The organism is Kitasatospora nipponensis (genome assembly GCF_039528135.1).
In the GTDB taxonomy this organism is placed as follows: Bacteria; Actinomycetota; Actinomycetes; order Streptomycetales; family Streptomycetaceae; genus Kitasatospora; species Kitasatospora nipponensis.
Genome location: NZ_BAAALF010000001.1, coordinates 139,699 through 154,270 on the forward strand (window position 1 = coordinate 139,699; position 14,572 = coordinate 154,270).

Here is a 14,572-nt window from a genome sequence, read left to right on the forward strand (position 1 = left end):
CTTCCGGTGGAGGCCACAGTGAGGCGGAGCCCCAAGTCGGTGATCAGAGCGCCCTGACCCGGTGCTCGGGCCGCTCCAGGTGGGTCATGACGCTCTGGTGGGCGCGCCAGCCGTCGGGGAACTTGGGTTTCACGTCGAGATGAACTGGCCGGGTCGTCGGGTGCCGGTCGAGGACATCGCGGATGCCGGCTCGGGCGACCACGATGCAGGCGTAGCGGTGCCGCGAGAGCAGGACGCAGAGGCGGCCGGCCTCCAGGTGGAAGGCGCTGGCATCCAGCCGTCCGGAGAGCGGGTGCCATACCAGCGTCACGTCGAACTCGCGCCCCTGCAGCCGGTTGGCAGTGTCCACCGTGATGCGGGTCAGCCCGCGCTCGGCGAGCCGTCGTCGGACGGCGGCCGCCTGAAGCGTGCGGGCGGTGCCGATCGCGATCCGGTCCTCGGCGAGCGGGAGGCCATCGCCCAGGGCACCACGCTCCAACAGCCGCGCCGCGGTGGCGGCGAGCGCCTCGGCAACGCCCGGGTCGTGGTCGAGGGTGTGCCGGGCTTCCAGTTCCAGCAGACCCCAGCCGGAGTCGGCAGCTCGCGCGAGAACCTCGTCGACCGGCCGGGCGGAATGCGCCGCGGTGACGAAACCCAGCCGGCGGTCGCCGGGCCCGGTGCCGGACTCGAACGGGGAGTACGGGTAGAACGCCCCCTCGACCAGTGGCGCGGCACTGGTGGGCAATCGCCAGGAGATCGGCAGCTGGTGCCGCGCCAGGTCGGCGGTGTGGGCGAGGGTGACATCCACGGCATTCAGCAACGGATCCCAACTCAGGCCCCGCCAGCGGTCCGTCTCGACGGTCGAGAAGGGATCGAGCTGCCCGGGGTCGCCGACGAACAACACTCGTGCATCCGGCTCGCCGAATAATGGCGCGGTGGCGAGCAGCGCGTCCGAGCGCATCTGGTAGGCCTCGTCCACGATCGCCCAGCGCCAGGGCTCGCACGTCTGCGGCGTCACGTATGACCACTTCTTCGCGGTCGAGAGCACGACCGGCAGTTCACGCAACGCCTGGATCCGCGTAGAGCCGCGCACCTGCGGATGACGGACGACGCGCTCGGGCAATTGGACCGCGGTGCCGTGCAGTCGACCGAGTGGGAGGTCGGGGTATTCGCTGGCCAGTCGATCAGTGAGGTCGTCGACCTGTTCGTTGGTCTGCGCCACGATCATCAGCTGATGCCCGGCCGCGGCCAGGTGCCCGGCGGCTTGCACCACCAGGGTGGACTTCCCGGCGCCGGGTGGGGAGTCCACGACGACACCGCGCCCAGGGCCTTGGTCGAGGTCGGCGATGATCGCGGCGACGGCCCGTTCGGCACGCTCGCCCGGCGTGCCTACCGCCGCCCGAGGAGCAATCGGCTCGGGGATGGTCATGCCCAGGCCTCCTCGGCGTCGTCGGCGGTCGGTTCATACGGTTGCGGCGGACCGCCGTGAGTCCACGGAGTGTCCTCGGCAGCGGGGAGACGAAAGGGTGGTGAGGAGGGGTCGAGCGTGGAGTAGGTCAACTCTTCACCCAGATCCGGCACCGCGCCTGGCGCCAGCGGCTGCTTGTACCCGCGACCGAGACCACCGGTGATCTCCAACAGCACCTCGAACTCGCCTTGCCCAGCTGGTGTGACCGCCTGAACCAGGGCGGTCTGGCCCGGCCGCACGGGGGAGCGGACAGTCGCGCCTTCGGCGACCTCTGGGCGGCCGGTCGCCTGCAAGGTGATGGTGGGCCGACGCCGAGGTGTTCTGCCGGCGTGATCCAGTCGGTCCGGGTCACGATCGACGACCGTGCCGGTGAACGCCTCCCCGGTCAGCTCGTACTCGGCCATCACCAGCGGATCGTCGAAGGCGCGCTGCACCTGGTACAACTGTCCGGCCTCCTCCAGCCGAGCCAGCCTACGGGCGGCGCCGACAGCCGCGTCGCGGCGGCCCTGCGGGCGCCCGTCCTCGGCCAAATACGTGCTGTAGGAGGAGAACTCAGCGCGGTCCTGCTGCCACCGAGTGACTGTCCGCGTGCCGACCGGTAGCGCCCGCAGCAGCCCAACTCCCTGCCACGTTGACTTCCAAGTCGGGAGCATCTGCGCTCGCAGTTCGCGGTCCATCCTGCGGGCTACGCCCGCACGCCCGCGATCGCTGAGCGCCTGGTCATAGCCGGCCATCAGGCCGTGCAGCGTCGTGACGTCGAACACCGGGTCGGTCACCGGGCCGGCTGGGGGGCAGATCGAGGGATCCTCGGTCACCCGGGCGGCGGCAGCGCCGCTCAACCCCGCCGGCGGGTCGATCCATGCCAGCAGCGAGGCCAGGTGGGAGTCCTCGGTGCTGCTCTGGCCGGTAGCCCAGTGATCGGTCAGCAGCCTGGTCATGGCCAGCAGCGTGCTGGTTCCGGGAAATTCGGAGCGATCGGTGAGCCAGGTCAACCACTTGCCGAGCAGTACCACGGAGGGGTGCACCGCGGAGGGGCCCTCGGGCGTACGTAACCGGGTCAGCCGGCCGAGCCGGCCCAGCCAGCCGATTCCCTCACCGTTCGGGACGATCAGCTGCGGTCCCCGCACGGCCCGGCTCCGTTCTTCCTTCTCCCGCCCGGACTGGTAGGCCTCGGTCTCGACCAGTCGCTCCACCAGGTACGGCAGTACCAGCTCGGCCAGCTCCTCGACGAAGCGGAACCGTGCTGCACGATCACGAGGTTGATGAACCGTCAGAACCACCGGCCGCTCCGGATCGGTGCCGGCCAGCGCGGCCATCGGAGCGCAGGCCTCGCCGGCGAGAGTGAGAGGCACCAGCACGAACGGCCTCTCCTCAAGGTGGACGTGGCGCACGGTGGCGATCGGCTCGGCGTAGCCGGTGCCGACCGCCCGCAGCGCAGCCAGCGTGGTGAGTATGGTCATGCGACCGCCCCCCGTCGCGCGCGCCGCAGCCGCTCGGCCTTGCGCAGCAGCTCCAGCACCTCAGCCTGCCCCGGGTCGACGGCAGAGCCAGCGGCAGGACCGGCCACACCATCGAGCTGTTCCAGTACCACTCGGATGGAGTCCATGCCCGGCATCACGCTGCGCACCGCCCTGCCCAGCCGTGCCGGCGACGCGCACTCCTCCGCCTCCTGCCGGCACAGGCGTGCCATCTCGCAGAATGACAGGCACTCCGGGGAGTAGGCGGCAGTCAGCGCGGACACCGACTGCGCCAGCTGTGCCGGGCTGTGCCCGGAGTCCTCCCTGACATCAAGGGTGGCGCCGTCGGGCAGTTGCGCTGCCAGGCTCTCCGCACGGCGCAGCCGAGTCAGTTGGAAGCCGATGGTCTCCCGCTCCTGCCGGAGGTCCACCAGTCGGCCGTACGGGCGATTACCGAAGTCCTTCGGGCACACCAGCAGGAACTCCTCAGCCACGAGGTCCGGGTCGTACCCGGCCGTCACGAAGGCTTGGCGCAGCGCGATCGCATAAACGGCGGCCTGCTTGGCCGCCTCGGCCACCGCGAGCGGGTCGGCGACCCCGTCGATGGCGGGGAACGATTTGATCTCCACCAAGTGGAAGCGACCGCCCACGCGGTGGGTCAGGGCATCCGGCTCCAGGTAGGCCGTTCGGCCGGCTACCTCCATAGTGAGCACGGGATGATCCAGGATCAGCCGTTCGGCATCACCCGCCGCCAACCGCTCGATCAACCGCGCGGTCTCCTTGTGACGGACAGTCAGTGAGGCGTTCCCTCCTACTTCGTTGAGGTCGGCCACGGCCGCCTCTGCGACCGGAGTTCCGGTCTGCTCGCGCAGTAGGCGCAGGAGCTCGGCGTAGCCGTCCCGCTTGACCAGCTCTTCGAAGGTGAGCCCACGGCTGATCGCGAACGGCGACTGCCCGAAGCGCGGGTCGTATCCGATCCGGCGAGCCAGGGCGGCCTTGTCGACACCAGCGGCATCGAGGACAGCTCGCCGGTCGCAGGCCGGGTTTGTGGTCAGCGCGGTGATCTTGCGGGCGTCGTACGCCTTGGGCGGCAGGGGGCCGCGAAGGCGCGCGAGCCGGTCTAAGGGCGCGCCGAAGGGAGGTAGGGGCATGGTTGGTTTCTTGGTTCGTTTCAACAGTGTCCCGATGCCGGGGGCTACCGGCGGCATCGGGCAGGGGAGGCTGGCCCGGGGGCCGGGAAGCGGTCAGGTACCACTGACGGTTCTGTGCCGCTCGACCTGCTGCAGCGGCGCACCGAACAGCACCTGGACATCAGTGAGTTGTCCTCGCGCCCGGACGGCTGCGGCGGTGCGTTCGAGGGTGTCGGTCTCTTGGTGGACGGTGATCTCTGCTTGAGCTGCGGCGATGACACGAGTGGGGTTCGGTTCGCCGTACTCGTGTGCGCCGGGAATGTTGAGAGCGAACCGTCGCAGCAACCGCCAGGCCCCCTCGCTCGGCTGATGACCGAGTGATGCGAGACGCTCGATCTGTGATGCCGTTCCGACCGCGTGGGTGAGGAAGTCCACGCGGGGGCTGAACGGGCCGATGATCCGGCGATCCAATGGCCAGGTGGAGACAGCGAGCAGTCCGCGCGCGACGGAGAACCTATCGTGGGTGAGCGCGGCGCAGATGTAGTAGGGGCGGGTGTGACCTTGGGATGAGAACGACCGTTCCTCGTCTCGACGTAGGGAGGCCAGCTTCGTTGCGATCAAGGGCTCGATGAAGAACGCCTGGTAGGCGGCGGAGATCAACTTTGGCGCGGCAGGGGCCCCGAGGACTGTCAGGGCCTGGTGCACCTGCTCACGGACGGGAATTCCCATCGGAGGTCGAGCTACGGTTTCCGTGTCCCCGCTCGGGGATGGCGTCGATCGGGACAGCACCGTTGAGTCGCTGGCAGCGCTCGCCTCCTCTCTGTCGAGGGCTTCCTCCCATGCGGCCTCGACGCCGCGCATCTCGCGACGGATGCGGCTGACGCTCGCCTTGTCACGGGCGCGGGTCGCCTCGCGCAGGTCCACCCGTAGGTCGGCCAGGCGCGCCTCGAGCTCATCGATGGTCTCGGCCATGTGCTCACGCTAGCGCATCGGATCCCTTGTTTTCCAAAGACTTCCAAACCTTCTCCAAGATTGAGCGTCGTCGCTATACTCCGCGCCTGCGGCTCGCATCGATGGCTATGCACCCTCAATCATGTTTGATTGAGGGAGGGTTGCGGTGTTTGAGCTCTGGGGTGACGCGTTGAGGCTGTGCACGGCCACCTGACGGTGTCGGCGCTGCGGCGGCCATGCCTGCGGTCGTGTCGCGGGGCCGCGCCCGGCCTCGTTGGCGGAGGTAGCCTGCAGACTTCTGACGGTAGATCGAGTGCCTGAATGAGATGGTGGGGCAAGTCTGGTCGGTCACTGTCGTCGTGAGTCTCGGAGGACTCCCGTGTCCGCTGTGCCCCCTGTTACGGCTTCGCCCGTGGTTCCCTGGCTCGTTGCGGCGGTCTGTGTATCGCTGGCGATCGGCATGGTGGTGGCCCTCATCGGGGTGAAGGAGGGGGATTCGAACGGCTCGGCTGTAAGGTCTGCCAGTAGGGCCTTCGGGGGTGCGATGACGCTTTGTGGCGGTCCTGGCAGTGGTGCAGCTTCGATGATTCGGAGCTCATCCTGTTCGCCAGGCACCGGAGGCGGTTGCGGCCTTGATGTGAGGTGCATCGAGATGACCCTTTTGCCCGGACGGGGGGTCTTCTCCTGGGGAGCTTGTGCTTGAGGCTTGTCCGGCATGGGTGGTTTGGGTGATATGAGCGAGTCGGGAAGAGTGGTATTTACGCGGCGATGCGACTGACGAAGGCGCAGGTCGCGCAGTCTGCTCCCCGCGCCAGCGGGGATGGTCCGGAGGCGTTGAACACCCACCTGCTGCCCCTGTTCTGCTCCCCGCGCCAGCGGGGATGGTCCCGCTGGCGCCAGCAGTACAACTGCGTCCACGTCCTGCGGTCGTGTCCCGCCGCGTGGTGTAGCGGATCAAGCCCTCAAAGGCCCAGTGCTCCTGGGCCACGGCCGGCCGCAGGAGGCGAAGCCGGCCGACGCTGCTGGCCGGCGGACCGCAGGCCGATCACGACGCGATGGGTTCCCTCGCTGTGTACCTGAACTGTGTCTTCGTCAGCTCGATCCACTAAAATGTCTGGTGGAACACGGTCGGCATCATGCAGAAGAGCATCCGCGATGTTCGACGGACGGCGGTGCGACGGCGCGTTGGCATGCGTCGACTCTGTTCAACTTGTAGAGTCCCAACTTCCCTGTTCATAAAGCACCTTGTTGGAGCTGACTGTGCTAGCACTCGTTGCCTGCAACCGATCGATGGGTTACGGGGAACCTCGCTCTCAAGCCGATGTGGGGGTGCATTGTGCCGATCAGTGATTCGGCCATCGCGGGCGTCCTTGCCAGCTACCTTGAGCGCCACCCGGACGAGATCGGGCAGTTGTCCGAACCTCTGCGGCTCCTGACCGAAGGGCGGGACTTCGCCTCGCGGCGGAGCTTCCCCATGCATGTGACGGTTGGCGCGCTTCTTGTTCGCGACGACGCCGAGGTCCTTCTCATCGAGCATCTGGCGTACGGGATCACGCTGCAGCCCGGTGGCCACCTTGAGCCCACCGACGATGATCTGTGCGCCGCAGCGCTGCGCGAGCTGACGGAGGAGACCGGGCTGGACCCCGCTGATGTGCTCCCGGCGTCGCGGACGCCGGTCTACATCGAGTTCGGCCTGGTTCCGGCTCGGCCCGAGAAGGACGAGCCGGCCCACCATCATCTTGACCTTGGATTCGCCTTCAGGACGGCTCACGCGAATGTCGACGTGGGCCCCCTCCAGGAGTCCGAGGTGACGGGCGCGGGCTGGTACCGGCTTGACACGGCCGAGCGCCTGGTCGGGCGCCGCATCGGCCGGGCGGTCAGCGCGCCGGCGCGGCTCGGCTGACCACCTCGTCGAACGTCGGGAGCCTGAGCCCGCCTGCCGACTCCGCGTCGTGGTCGGCCTGCTCATTAGGCGGGCCGACCACCACGGTGTCCAACCCGGCCGGGTGTGAGCCTGGGTGGACGAGCCGGTGGCGCTCGCTCATTCGAAGGACGGCTTGCGGTCCCGGCTTCGCTTGAGTTCGAAGAAGCCGTCCGTTTCCGCGACGGCGACCAGGCCGTCCCAGAGCCGTCCTGCGGCTTCACCACGGGGAGCCGGTGTGACGACTGGGCCGAACAGGGCCGTGCCGCGGATGCGCAGCACAGGCGTTCCGACGTCGAGGCCGACCTCGTCGAACGCCTCGTGGTGCGAGTCCTTGATGAACTGGTCGAACTCGGTGCTGGTGGCAGCCGCTGCAAGTGACTCGGGGAGACCCACCTCCGCGAGGGCCTCGAAGATGACCGTGGGGTCGTCGCGGCGCCCCTGATTGTGCAGCCGCGTGCCGATGGCGGTGTACAGGGGCCCGAGCACGGCGGGGCCGTCGTGCTCGGCGGCTGCGGCGCAGACCCGCACCGGGCCCCACGCCTTCGTCATCAGCTCCCGGTAGTCGTCGCTGAGCCCTTGGCCCTCGCGTTGGACGAGGTTCAGGTAGGACAGTGACATGATCCGCCAGTCGGCCTGCACCGGCCGGATCTTCTCCACCTCCAGGAGCCAGCGTGAGGTGATCCACGCCCAGGGGCACAGCGGGTCGAACCAGAACGGGACCGCTTCGCGGTCCAGCTGTGTGTCGCTCATGAGATGGTTACCGTCTTCGCTTGGGGTGTTGGGGCTAATCTGTGGCCCGGCGGCGTCAGAGGTCGAAGAGTCCGCCTTGGACGGGCAGGTTGCTCTTGGCCGTGCGCCCCGCGGTCTTCACCAGAGCCGCGAGGTCGTTGAGGCCTCCGCTCTCGTGCGCGAGGGTGACGAGCCGCTGGAACAGCTGTGCGGTGACGTCAACGTCGGCGTGGGCCCTGTGACGGTCTGTCGGCTGCGGGATGGAGAAGTGCGAGAGCAGGGTGTCGAGCTTGTAGTTTGCCAGCCCCGGGACGAGGTGCTTGGCCAGCGGGATCGTGTCGAGGAAGTTGACGCGGGCCAGGGCCGGGCAGTGCTCGCGCTGGTTGTAGATCACGTTGGCCTCGGTGGCGGCGTGCTGGGCCACCAGCAGGTACGGGGTGCCGGCCGTGAACCGTCTGTTCAGCGCGCCGAGCGCTTCGGCGGGTGTGGGCGCCTGCCGCAGTTGCTCGGCCGTCAGCCCGGTCTGGGCGGTGTCGGCCGGAGTCACCGGGGCCAACGCGGGCGGCCGGATCAGGGATGCGCTTGTCCCCTTCTGCGTCCATCCGCCGTCCTCGTGGCGCAGAGCGCGGGCGGCGACCTCGATCGGCTGGGCCGGGTAGCCCGTTGGCGTCGTTGTCTCGAAGTCGATGACCACGAATGTGACGGCTCGGAAGGCGGGGTCGTCGGTCAGGCTTCCCATGTCTCCAGCGTTCTCGCGAGGTCCGCACCGGTGCCGACCGGTGCCCGGCACGCCCATACGAGCATGCCGAAGCGGCAACGGTTCTGATGTGCCGTCACCGATGGATGGTCTCGGTGACGGCACGAGTGGCGGCCTTGAGGTCCGGTGCATCCCACAGCCGCTCGCCCGTCCACGCCTCGCTCAGGGCGCGGTACAGGTCCGTCATCACCGGTACGAATGCCGGCGGAAGTGGTGGTGGGTGTGGCCACTGGCTCCTGGGGGTGCCCGCGGCGATCAGCCTGCCGACCGGGATCTCGCGTCCGGAAGTGACGTACCAGTCCCGCAGGATCTGCTTGCCGCAGTGCACGCCGTTGAACATCAAGCGGCTCTCGTCCGGGGTGCCGGGGCTGTCGGCGAGCGTCAGTTCCCGATCGCCCGTCACCAGGTACTCGACCTTGCCGTCGCAGTGGCTCAGCCCGATCCTGGCCGCGTGCCCGGTCAACACCTCGTTGACCTTGAGGGTGGTCTCGCGCATGGCCTCGAACTGCTCGTCGTCCAAGCCGGCGAGACGCCGGGCCTCGCCGGGGGTGATGAAGCGGTTGACGACTTCGCGGGTGGTCGCGTACTCGATGAGCGGCCGTTCCAACTTCTCGCCGACCGTGGGGATCACACGCAGGCCGACGTCGGCTGCGGTCAGGTCGCCGGCGGCCAGTCGCCGGTGGACGGAGCTTCCTGGTGGGAGCTCGTTGCGGAAGAGGACCTGGAGGGGGAGGAGGTAGCTGCCCTGCTCCGGGGTGAAGGGGCGGGCGGTGGAGGCCGGGGGGCGCGCGAGAGTGAACTCGATCCGGTTCGGGGCGATGAAGCGGCGGAAGTGCGTCCGCACGCCGGCCGCCTCCAGCATCGTGAAGTTGGCGACGGCCATGCGGCATACCGCCTCGCCTTTGCCGGGAATCGGGTCCGGCATCCGGCCGTAGTGGAAGACGGTGTAGTTGTCCGTGTACTCGAAGATGCCCACACCTTCCCTGGCGGCGGTGGGCGGTTCGACGATCTGGAGGTTCTTGGTCGAGTGGAGGAAGGGCATGGTGCTCCGTAAGGTTCGACGGCATCAGGCCGTCATCGGGTGGGATCAACTGTTCGGGGAGTAGCGGCCATTCATGCCTGGTTCCGTGCCGCAGCACATGCACGCCGCTCCCGGGCCCTGCCACGGCTCCGACAAGCAGCCCAGGTCGTCGCCCGCACCTTCGATCCACGCCCGGATCTGCTGGGCCGCCTCGTACTCGTTGACGTGGCGCCGGTCCACGACCCTGTAGCGGACCGGATCGGTAGTGGCCAGCTGTTCGAAGAGCGTGCACGCCTCGGCCATGAACGTGGCCTGCTCGGTGGTGAAAGCGCACCGGTCCCGCCGCTGCGCGCGTTCCAGGGCCTTCGAGGGATCGTCGGTGACCAGGATCGTGAGGTCTGGCAGCGGACGGTAGGTGGCGGCGAGGCCGAGCAGGGCGACCGCACTCTGGCGGGCGGCGTCCAGATCGCCGGGGTGCAGCTGCAGCGCTTGGCACACGGCGGTGGTGTCCACACTCCGGCCCTCAATGACGGGACGTCCGCTGGCCAGTTCGGGCAGGACGGTGTCCAGGTCGTGCCGCTTGATGGCCATGAGGATCAGCGCCTCGGTCATGGGGGTGCCGCCGCGCAGGAACGGGTCGCCCACGCTGGCCTCGCGCAGCGCGCGCAGCAGAGCGTCGCCGAGACCCGGGTGCCTGGTGGCCCTCTGGGAAAAGGCGCCCAGCATCAACGGCTTGGGGCCGAGACCTTCGAGGGCGCGGTTGGTGAGGTACGTCTTGCCGACTCCGTTGAGGCCCTCGGCGGAGATCAGCGGGCCGCGGGTGCAGGCAGGGCGGTGCGCTGTGATCGTCATGCGGCGGCATCCGTTCGGTGACGAAGGCGGGGAGGGAAGTGTCGGAGGGGGCGTTCCGGTCGGTGCGGGCTCGGGGGTGCGGTTATGTGCACCATGCGGCAGCCTCCCGGGTGATGACGGCGGCGTAGTCGTCGAGCGCTGCTTCGTCGTCGCGTTCGGTGAGGACGAGCGCGAGGGTGCGGTCCAGGATCTGCGCGGCCCCGCGGCAGGGCTTCCGGTTCCCCCCAGCGAACATGGGCCGGGTGTCGCACGGCACGAGTCGGAAGGTGCCGGTGGAGTTCGGTACTTCCTGCTGGGCCAGGTGCTCGGCGAACGCCCGGGGGTTCGGCAGCCCGATGTGGAAGAGCGGGGCGTAGTGGTTCCACGTCTCGTCGGTGGCCGGCTGGAGCGGTGTCAGGCCGCGGGCGCGTTCCAGCGCGCGGATCAGGTACGCGCTCTGGGCGCGGCGGTACTCCAGCAGGGCCGGGAATCTGCGCAGGTTGGCGTGGGCGAGGGCGGCGAGCGGTTCGGCCAGGCGTCCGTTGAGGGCGATCCGTTCCTGGGGGTGGCTGCCGGGTGGGGGCTGCAGCCAGTGGCTGCGGAAGGCCCTGGCGTGGGCGGCGAGAGCGCTGTCGTCGGTCAGGACGAAACCGCCCTCACCACTCCAGAGGATCTTGCCGTCCTTGAGGCTGAAGCACCCGGCCGCGCCGATTGTTCCGGCCGCGGCACGGGCGCGTGACGTCCCCGCGGCCTGGGCGGCGTCTTCAACGACGGTGATCCCGTGGCCGGTGGCGAACGCCCGCAGGCTGGCCGGGTCGCCCATCCTGCCCCACAGGTGCACCGGAACGATCGCTCTGGTGTGGGCCGTGATCTTGGCGGCGGCATCGGTGTAGTCCAGATCGAGCGTCCGGGGGTCGCTGTCGATGAACACCGGTGTGGCACCGAGGTGTACGACCGGCGCGGCGGTCATGACGACGGTCAGGGCCGGCACCAGAACCTCATCGCCCGGTCCGACCCCGATCGCGGACAGCGCGGCGTGCAGGGCCATGGTGCCGGAGGATGCCGCGACCGCGTGCCGGCCGGAGAACGCTTCGGCGAGGTCGTGCTCCAACCCGCTGGTGAACGCGACTCCGGCCGGGTCCGGCATGCCGGCCAGGGCAGCCAACATGCCCTCGCCGAGGCCCTGTGCCGACGGGAGTGGTGGCAGGGCGGTCATGTTGCCTCCCGGGCGAGGAGGTGGGGCATGCCGAGCACGAGCGGGCCCATGTTGACGCAGTCGCGGGAGAAGTGGGAGCAGTCCGTGCACGCCGGGCGGTCGGCGAACAGGATCCGTGCGTCGGCGCCGACGATGCTTCGGTGTTCCTGGGGCGGCGTGGCGGCGATCCGCCGGTCGGAGGGGCAGTCCCACACCGAGCCGTCGGGCTGGATGAAGAAGAGCTGGGCGCCACCGAAGCAGTCTTCGACTCGGCCGCTGTCCTGGGTGGAGATCGAGGCGACGAACTGCCGCATGTAGGCGGGGCCGGGGATGGTGAGCCTGCCGGGGTGCTGCTGGAGGCGGCGCAGTTCGTCCGCGACGGCGGGCACGTCGCTGGGGTTGTGGCAACGCTCCGCGAAGAGCTTGTGATCGGGCGGGAGGGAGATGGGCTGTGGGACGTAGTAGTCGACGCCGATCTCGCGCGCGAGGTGGGCGACTTCGGTGATCTCGTGGGGACGGTCGCGGATCACCACGGTGTAGACGCCGACCCGGGGGCCGGGCCCGGTGCCTCGCTCGCTCAGCAGGGTGCGAATGCCCGCCAGGACCTCGTGGTGGCCGACCCGGCCGGACCGAGAGGGCCGCAGTCGGTCGTTGGTGGTCGCGTCCGCGCTGTCGAGGGACACCGAGACTCCGTCGACGCCGAGCTCCACGAGGCGTCGGGCGATTCCGGGCCGGGTGAGCGGCACGCCGTTGGTCGCGACGACGACCTCGCACCCGGCTTCCTTGATCGTCTTGATCAGGCTGAGGGTGGGCAGCCAGTCCAACGGCTCACCGCCGGCGAGGATGATCCGCTCAACCGGCGAGTCGGCGAGGGTCCGCGCGAACGCCTCCATGGCGGTGCGGTCGAGGTCGCGGACCGGGATGTGGGACAGCATTCCCGGGCTCACCGGGGGAGCCTCCTTGTGGTCCTCCAGCTCCCCGAAGTAGCAGTGGGGGCAGCCGAACGAGCAGGGTGAGCGCAGGGCCCACAGCAGGGTGATGTCAGCCGGCACGGTCGACCTCCCGGCGCGCCACGATGGCGCGGACGGCGTCCTCGACGGCTTTGCCGGTCTCCGCCCGGTCGTGGCCGGTCACGTCGATCAGGGTGAAGCGGTCCGGTTCGGCGGCGGCTAGCTCCAGGTACAGCTGCTCGGTCTGCGCGATCACCTCCAGGGCGCTCGCCGGGAGGGTGCGGCCGATCCGGGCGGCGAACCGGGCCGTGCACACCTCGCGGTCGCCGGTCAGCAGGAGGGTGGCGTCCGGCATCGACCGCCACCGGCGGGCAGTGGCCAGGATCTGGTTGGCCACCGCCCGGGCGGGCGTTGCCCGGTGCTCGGTATGCAGGATCGCTCCCTGGCACACGGCCACGCTGTCCACGCCGCGGTCCTCCACGATCACGTCGACGCCGTCCAGCAGCTCGGGGGTCAGGCGCTCGACCTCACGGAACTTGAGCGCCAGCAGCGCCAGCGTCTCCACGACCGGGTGCCCGGTCCGCAGGCAGACGTCCCCCTCCGCCGAAAGGGCGGCAATCACCCGGCCGGGCAGGGTGTCGGCGGCCTGGTCGGTCAGCTCGTCCAGCCGCAGGCACCGCGAGCCCAACGAGGCGGCCGTGGCGCGGACCGCGGTGGTCTTCCCGACTCCGTTGATGCCCTCCACGCTCACCCACAGCGGCCGGCCCAAGCCGTCCGCGGCGCGGCGGGGAGCGGGAACCCTGATGACGGTCATGCCGGCCTCCGGCACACGAACAGCAGCTCGGTCGCCCGGTCGGGCACCGCGACGGACGACACGGTGTCCAGCAGCGCCCTGGGCACCCGGGCGGCCAGGTCGCGGTACCAGTCGACCGCGCCGGCTCCGTAGCGCTCCGCCAACTCGGCGACCACCTCGTCCGGTTCGGGCGGCAGCACACCCATCACGTCGTCCACGACCAGGCCGGCGGCCTCGACGGCGCGCACGACCTCCTCGCGCGACCACTCGTACACGTGGACCCGGTACTGCAACGGGCGCGGCGGCGGCCCGAACGCCTGCGGCGTGGACAGGTACAGCACGCCGCCGGGGGCGAGCGCGGCCCCGGCGGCGGCCAGGCTCCTCACGCCGAGCTCGTACGGCAGGTGCTCCAGCGCCGAGGTGTACAGCACGACGTCGAACGGCGGAAACTGGGGCCACGGGGCGGAGACGTCGCACTGGACGAAGTCGACGGGAAACGGGCTTCCGTACTCCTCCCGCAGCAGGGTCAGGCGCGTGCGGGCCTCGGCGAGGTTCGCCGGGCTGATGTCGAGACCGACGTAGCGGGCGATCTTCGGTGCGTACCGGTGCAGCAGCGGCAGGGCCAGTCCACGGCCGCAGCACACGTCGAGCACGTTCGCCCCCTCCACGCACCGCTCGGCGACGATGAGGTGCTGCATCAGGTTCATCAGGCCGGACGGCTTCGCCTCGCCGACCGCGAGCGCGGAGTAGAAGTCGTCCATCTGGTTGGTGCTGTACGGGCCGATCATCGGTGTGCCCGGCCGGGTCCGGTACTGCTCGTCCTGTTCAGCGCTCATGCTGGTGCCCCTCCCAGGGGAAAACGATCCAGGTGTCGTTCAGCGATGCGATGTAGTCGATGACGCGCTGGGGCTCGGCCTCCCGCGCCCAGTTGGCCCGGTTCACCTTGAGGACCGCGGTGCGTACCTGGGCGGCGCCCAGGTCGCGGAGCATGTCCTCGGTGTGGGCCAGGGTCGCGCCGCTGCCGGCGATGTCGTCGACGAGGAGCACGTCCAGGCCCGCGAGGTCGCCGAGAGAGGCGGGATTGCGGGTGGTCGGCAGCGTGGTCTTGGCGGCGTTGATGCCGTCACCGGTGGTGCGGGTGACCTCGATGCTCCGCACGTCGCGGACCCCGAGACGATGGGCGAGCCACACCGCCGGGATCATGCCGCCGCGAACGATGCCCACCACAACCTGCGGCACCCCCGCAGCCGCCACCTGTTCGGCGAGGGCCCGTGTCTCGTCGCCGATGTCGTCCCACGTCAGGTACAGCGGCCCGGACCCATCGGTGTCGTGCGTTGCTGGCGTCCGCGACGTGGCCATGGCTTCACCTCCTTCTCGGTCTTCCTGT

At 69.6% G+C, this 14,572-nt stretch carries 14 protein-coding genes; 1 reads left to right on the forward strand and 13 read right to left on the reverse strand.

Going from position 1 to position 14,572, the window contains the following annotated elements; genetic code table 11:
• Window positions 1–43: 43 nt before the first annotated feature.
• The 4 genes from ABD323_RS00540 to ABD323_RS00555 form a co-directional block, all read right to left on the reverse strand.
• Window positions 44–1,408, reverse strand: coding sequence for an AAA family ATPase (locus tag ABD323_RS00540; protein ID WP_344437649.1), 1,365 nt, complete (start codon window positions 1,406–1,408; stop codon window positions 44–46).
• Entirely contained in the window at window positions 1,405–2,907 is a 1,503-nt protein-coding gene (locus ABD323_RS00545) for a hypothetical protein (protein WP_344437651.1), read from the reverse strand. Before ABD323_RS00545 ends, ABD323_RS00540 begins: the two co-directional genes overlap by 4 nt.
• Window positions 2,904–4,055: a hypothetical protein gene (locus tag ABD323_RS00550; RefSeq protein ID WP_344437655.1), complete on the reverse strand. Its 1,152-nt coding sequence runs from the start codon at window positions 4,053–4,055 to the stop codon at window positions 2,904–2,906. Before ABD323_RS00550 ends, ABD323_RS00545 begins: the two co-directional genes overlap by 4 nt.
• Window positions 4,056–4,148: 93 nt before the next feature.
• Window positions 4,149–5,006, reverse strand: coding sequence for a hypothetical protein (locus ABD323_RS00555; RefSeq protein WP_344437658.1), 858 nt, complete (start codon window positions 5,004–5,006; stop codon window positions 4,149–4,151).
• A gap of 1,315 nt (window positions 5,007–6,321) precedes the next feature.
• On the opposite strand from ABD323_RS00555, the gene ABD323_RS00560 reads away from it, so the two are divergent.
• On the forward strand, window positions 6,322–6,888 hold the full coding sequence (locus ABD323_RS00560) for an NUDIX hydrolase (RefSeq protein WP_344437660.1): 567 nt from the start codon (window positions 6,322–6,324) through the stop codon (window positions 6,886–6,888).
• Window positions 6,889–7,026: 138 nt separating this feature from the next.
• Here ABD323_RS00560 and ABD323_RS00565 read toward each other — a convergent pair whose 3' ends face one another.
• The 9 genes from ABD323_RS00565 to ABD323_RS00605 form a co-directional block, all read right to left on the reverse strand.
• Window positions 7,027–7,659, reverse strand: a complete 633-nt coding sequence (locus ABD323_RS00565; RefSeq protein WP_344437662.1) for a mycothiol-dependent nitroreductase Rv2466c family protein — start codon at window positions 7,657–7,659, stop codon at window positions 7,027–7,029.
• Between the two features lie 55 nt (window positions 7,660–7,714).
• Window positions 7,715–8,377: a 3'-5' exonuclease gene (locus ABD323_RS00570; RefSeq protein ID WP_344437664.1), complete on the reverse strand. Its 663-nt coding sequence runs from the start codon at window positions 8,375–8,377 to the stop codon at window positions 7,715–7,717.
• A gap of 94 nt (window positions 8,378–8,471) precedes the next feature.
• The gene (locus tag ABD323_RS00575; protein WP_344437666.1) at window positions 8,472–9,437 is read right to left on the reverse strand and encodes a phosphoribosylaminoimidazolesuccinocarboxamide synthase; all 966 of its coding nucleotides are present in this window, start codon (window positions 9,435–9,437) and stop codon (window positions 8,472–8,474) included.
• 45 nt (window positions 9,438–9,482) lie between these two features.
• Window positions 9,483–10,268 (reverse strand): dTMP kinase, encoded by a 786-nt coding sequence (locus tag ABD323_RS00580; protein WP_344437669.1) that lies wholly within the window; start codon window positions 10,266–10,268, stop codon window positions 9,483–9,485.
• A gap of 82 nt (window positions 10,269–10,350) precedes the next feature.
• The gene (locus ABD323_RS00585; protein WP_344437672.1) at window positions 10,351–11,463 is read right to left on the reverse strand and encodes a DegT/DnrJ/EryC1/StrS family aminotransferase; all 1,113 of its coding nucleotides are present in this window, start codon (window positions 11,461–11,463) and stop codon (window positions 10,351–10,353) included.
• The gene (locus ABD323_RS00590; RefSeq protein WP_344437674.1) at window positions 11,460–12,494 is read right to left on the reverse strand and encodes a radical SAM protein; all 1,035 of its coding nucleotides are present in this window, start codon (window positions 12,492–12,494) and stop codon (window positions 11,460–11,462) included. The genes ABD323_RS00585 and ABD323_RS00590 overlap by 4 nt, the downstream gene beginning before the upstream one ends.
• Window positions 12,484–13,206 carry a dTMP kinase gene (locus tag ABD323_RS00595; RefSeq protein ID WP_344437675.1) on the reverse strand — a complete coding sequence of 241 codons (723 nt, stop codon included), beginning with the start codon at window positions 13,204–13,206 and terminating at the stop codon, window positions 12,484–12,486. Before ABD323_RS00595 ends, ABD323_RS00590 begins: the two co-directional genes overlap by 11 nt.
• A complete protein-coding gene (locus ABD323_RS00600; protein ID WP_344437677.1) occupies window positions 13,203–14,021 on the reverse strand; it encodes a class I SAM-dependent methyltransferase in 819 nt (272 codons plus the stop codon). Before ABD323_RS00600 ends, ABD323_RS00595 begins: the two co-directional genes overlap by 4 nt.
• The gene (locus tag ABD323_RS00605; protein ID WP_344437679.1) at window positions 14,011–14,544 is read right to left on the reverse strand and encodes a phosphoribosyltransferase; all 534 of its coding nucleotides are present in this window, start codon (window positions 14,542–14,544) and stop codon (window positions 14,011–14,013) included. Before ABD323_RS00605 ends, ABD323_RS00600 begins: the two co-directional genes overlap by 11 nt.
• Window positions 14,545–14,572: the final 28 nt, after the last annotated feature.

Bases quoted from the DNA above. Each gene is read 5' to 3' on its own strand.
- ABD323_RS00545 (WP_344437651.1), bottom strand. From the start codon at position 2,907: ATGACCATACTCACCACGCTGGCTGCGCTGCGGGCGGTCGGCACCGGC.
- ABD323_RS00575 (WP_344437666.1), bottom strand. From the start codon at position 9,437: ATGCCCTTCCTCCACTCGACCAAGAACCTCCAGATCGTCGAACCGCCC.
- ABD323_RS00565 (WP_344437662.1), bottom strand. From the start codon at position 7,659: ATGAGCGACACACAGCTGGACCGCGAAGCGGTCCCGTTCTGGTTCGAC.
- ABD323_RS00595 (WP_344437675.1), bottom strand. From the start codon at position 13,206: ATGACCGTCATCAGGGTTCCCGCTCCCCGCCGCGCCGCGGACGGCTTG.
- ABD323_RS00540 (WP_344437649.1), bottom strand. From the start codon at position 1,408: ATGACCATCCCCGAGCCGATTGCTCCTCGGGCGGCGGTAGGCACGCCG.
- ABD323_RS00585 (WP_344437672.1), bottom strand. From the start codon at position 11,463: ATGACCGCCCTGCCACCACTCCCGTCGGCACAGGGCCTCGGCGAGGGC.
- ABD323_RS00600 (WP_344437677.1), bottom strand. From the start codon at position 14,021: ATGAGCGCTGAACAGGACGAGCAGTACCGGACCCGGCCGGGCACACCG.
- ABD323_RS00550 (WP_344437655.1), bottom strand. From the start codon at position 4,055: ATGCCCCTACCTCCCTTCGGCGCGCCCTTAGACCGGCTCGCGCGCCTT.
- ABD323_RS00605 (WP_344437679.1), bottom strand. From the start codon at position 14,544: ATGGCCACGTCGCGGACGCCAGCAACGCACGACACCGATGGGTCCGGG.
- ABD323_RS00570 (WP_344437664.1), bottom strand. From the start codon at position 8,377: ATGGGAAGCCTGACCGACGACCCCGCCTTCCGAGCCGTCACATTCGTG.
- ABD323_RS00555 (WP_344437658.1), bottom strand. From the start codon at position 5,006: ATGGCCGAGACCATCGATGAGCTCGAGGCGCGCCTGGCCGACCTACGG.
- ABD323_RS00580 (WP_344437669.1), bottom strand. From the start codon at position 10,268: ATGACGATCACAGCGCACCGCCCTGCCTGCACCCGCGGCCCGCTGATC.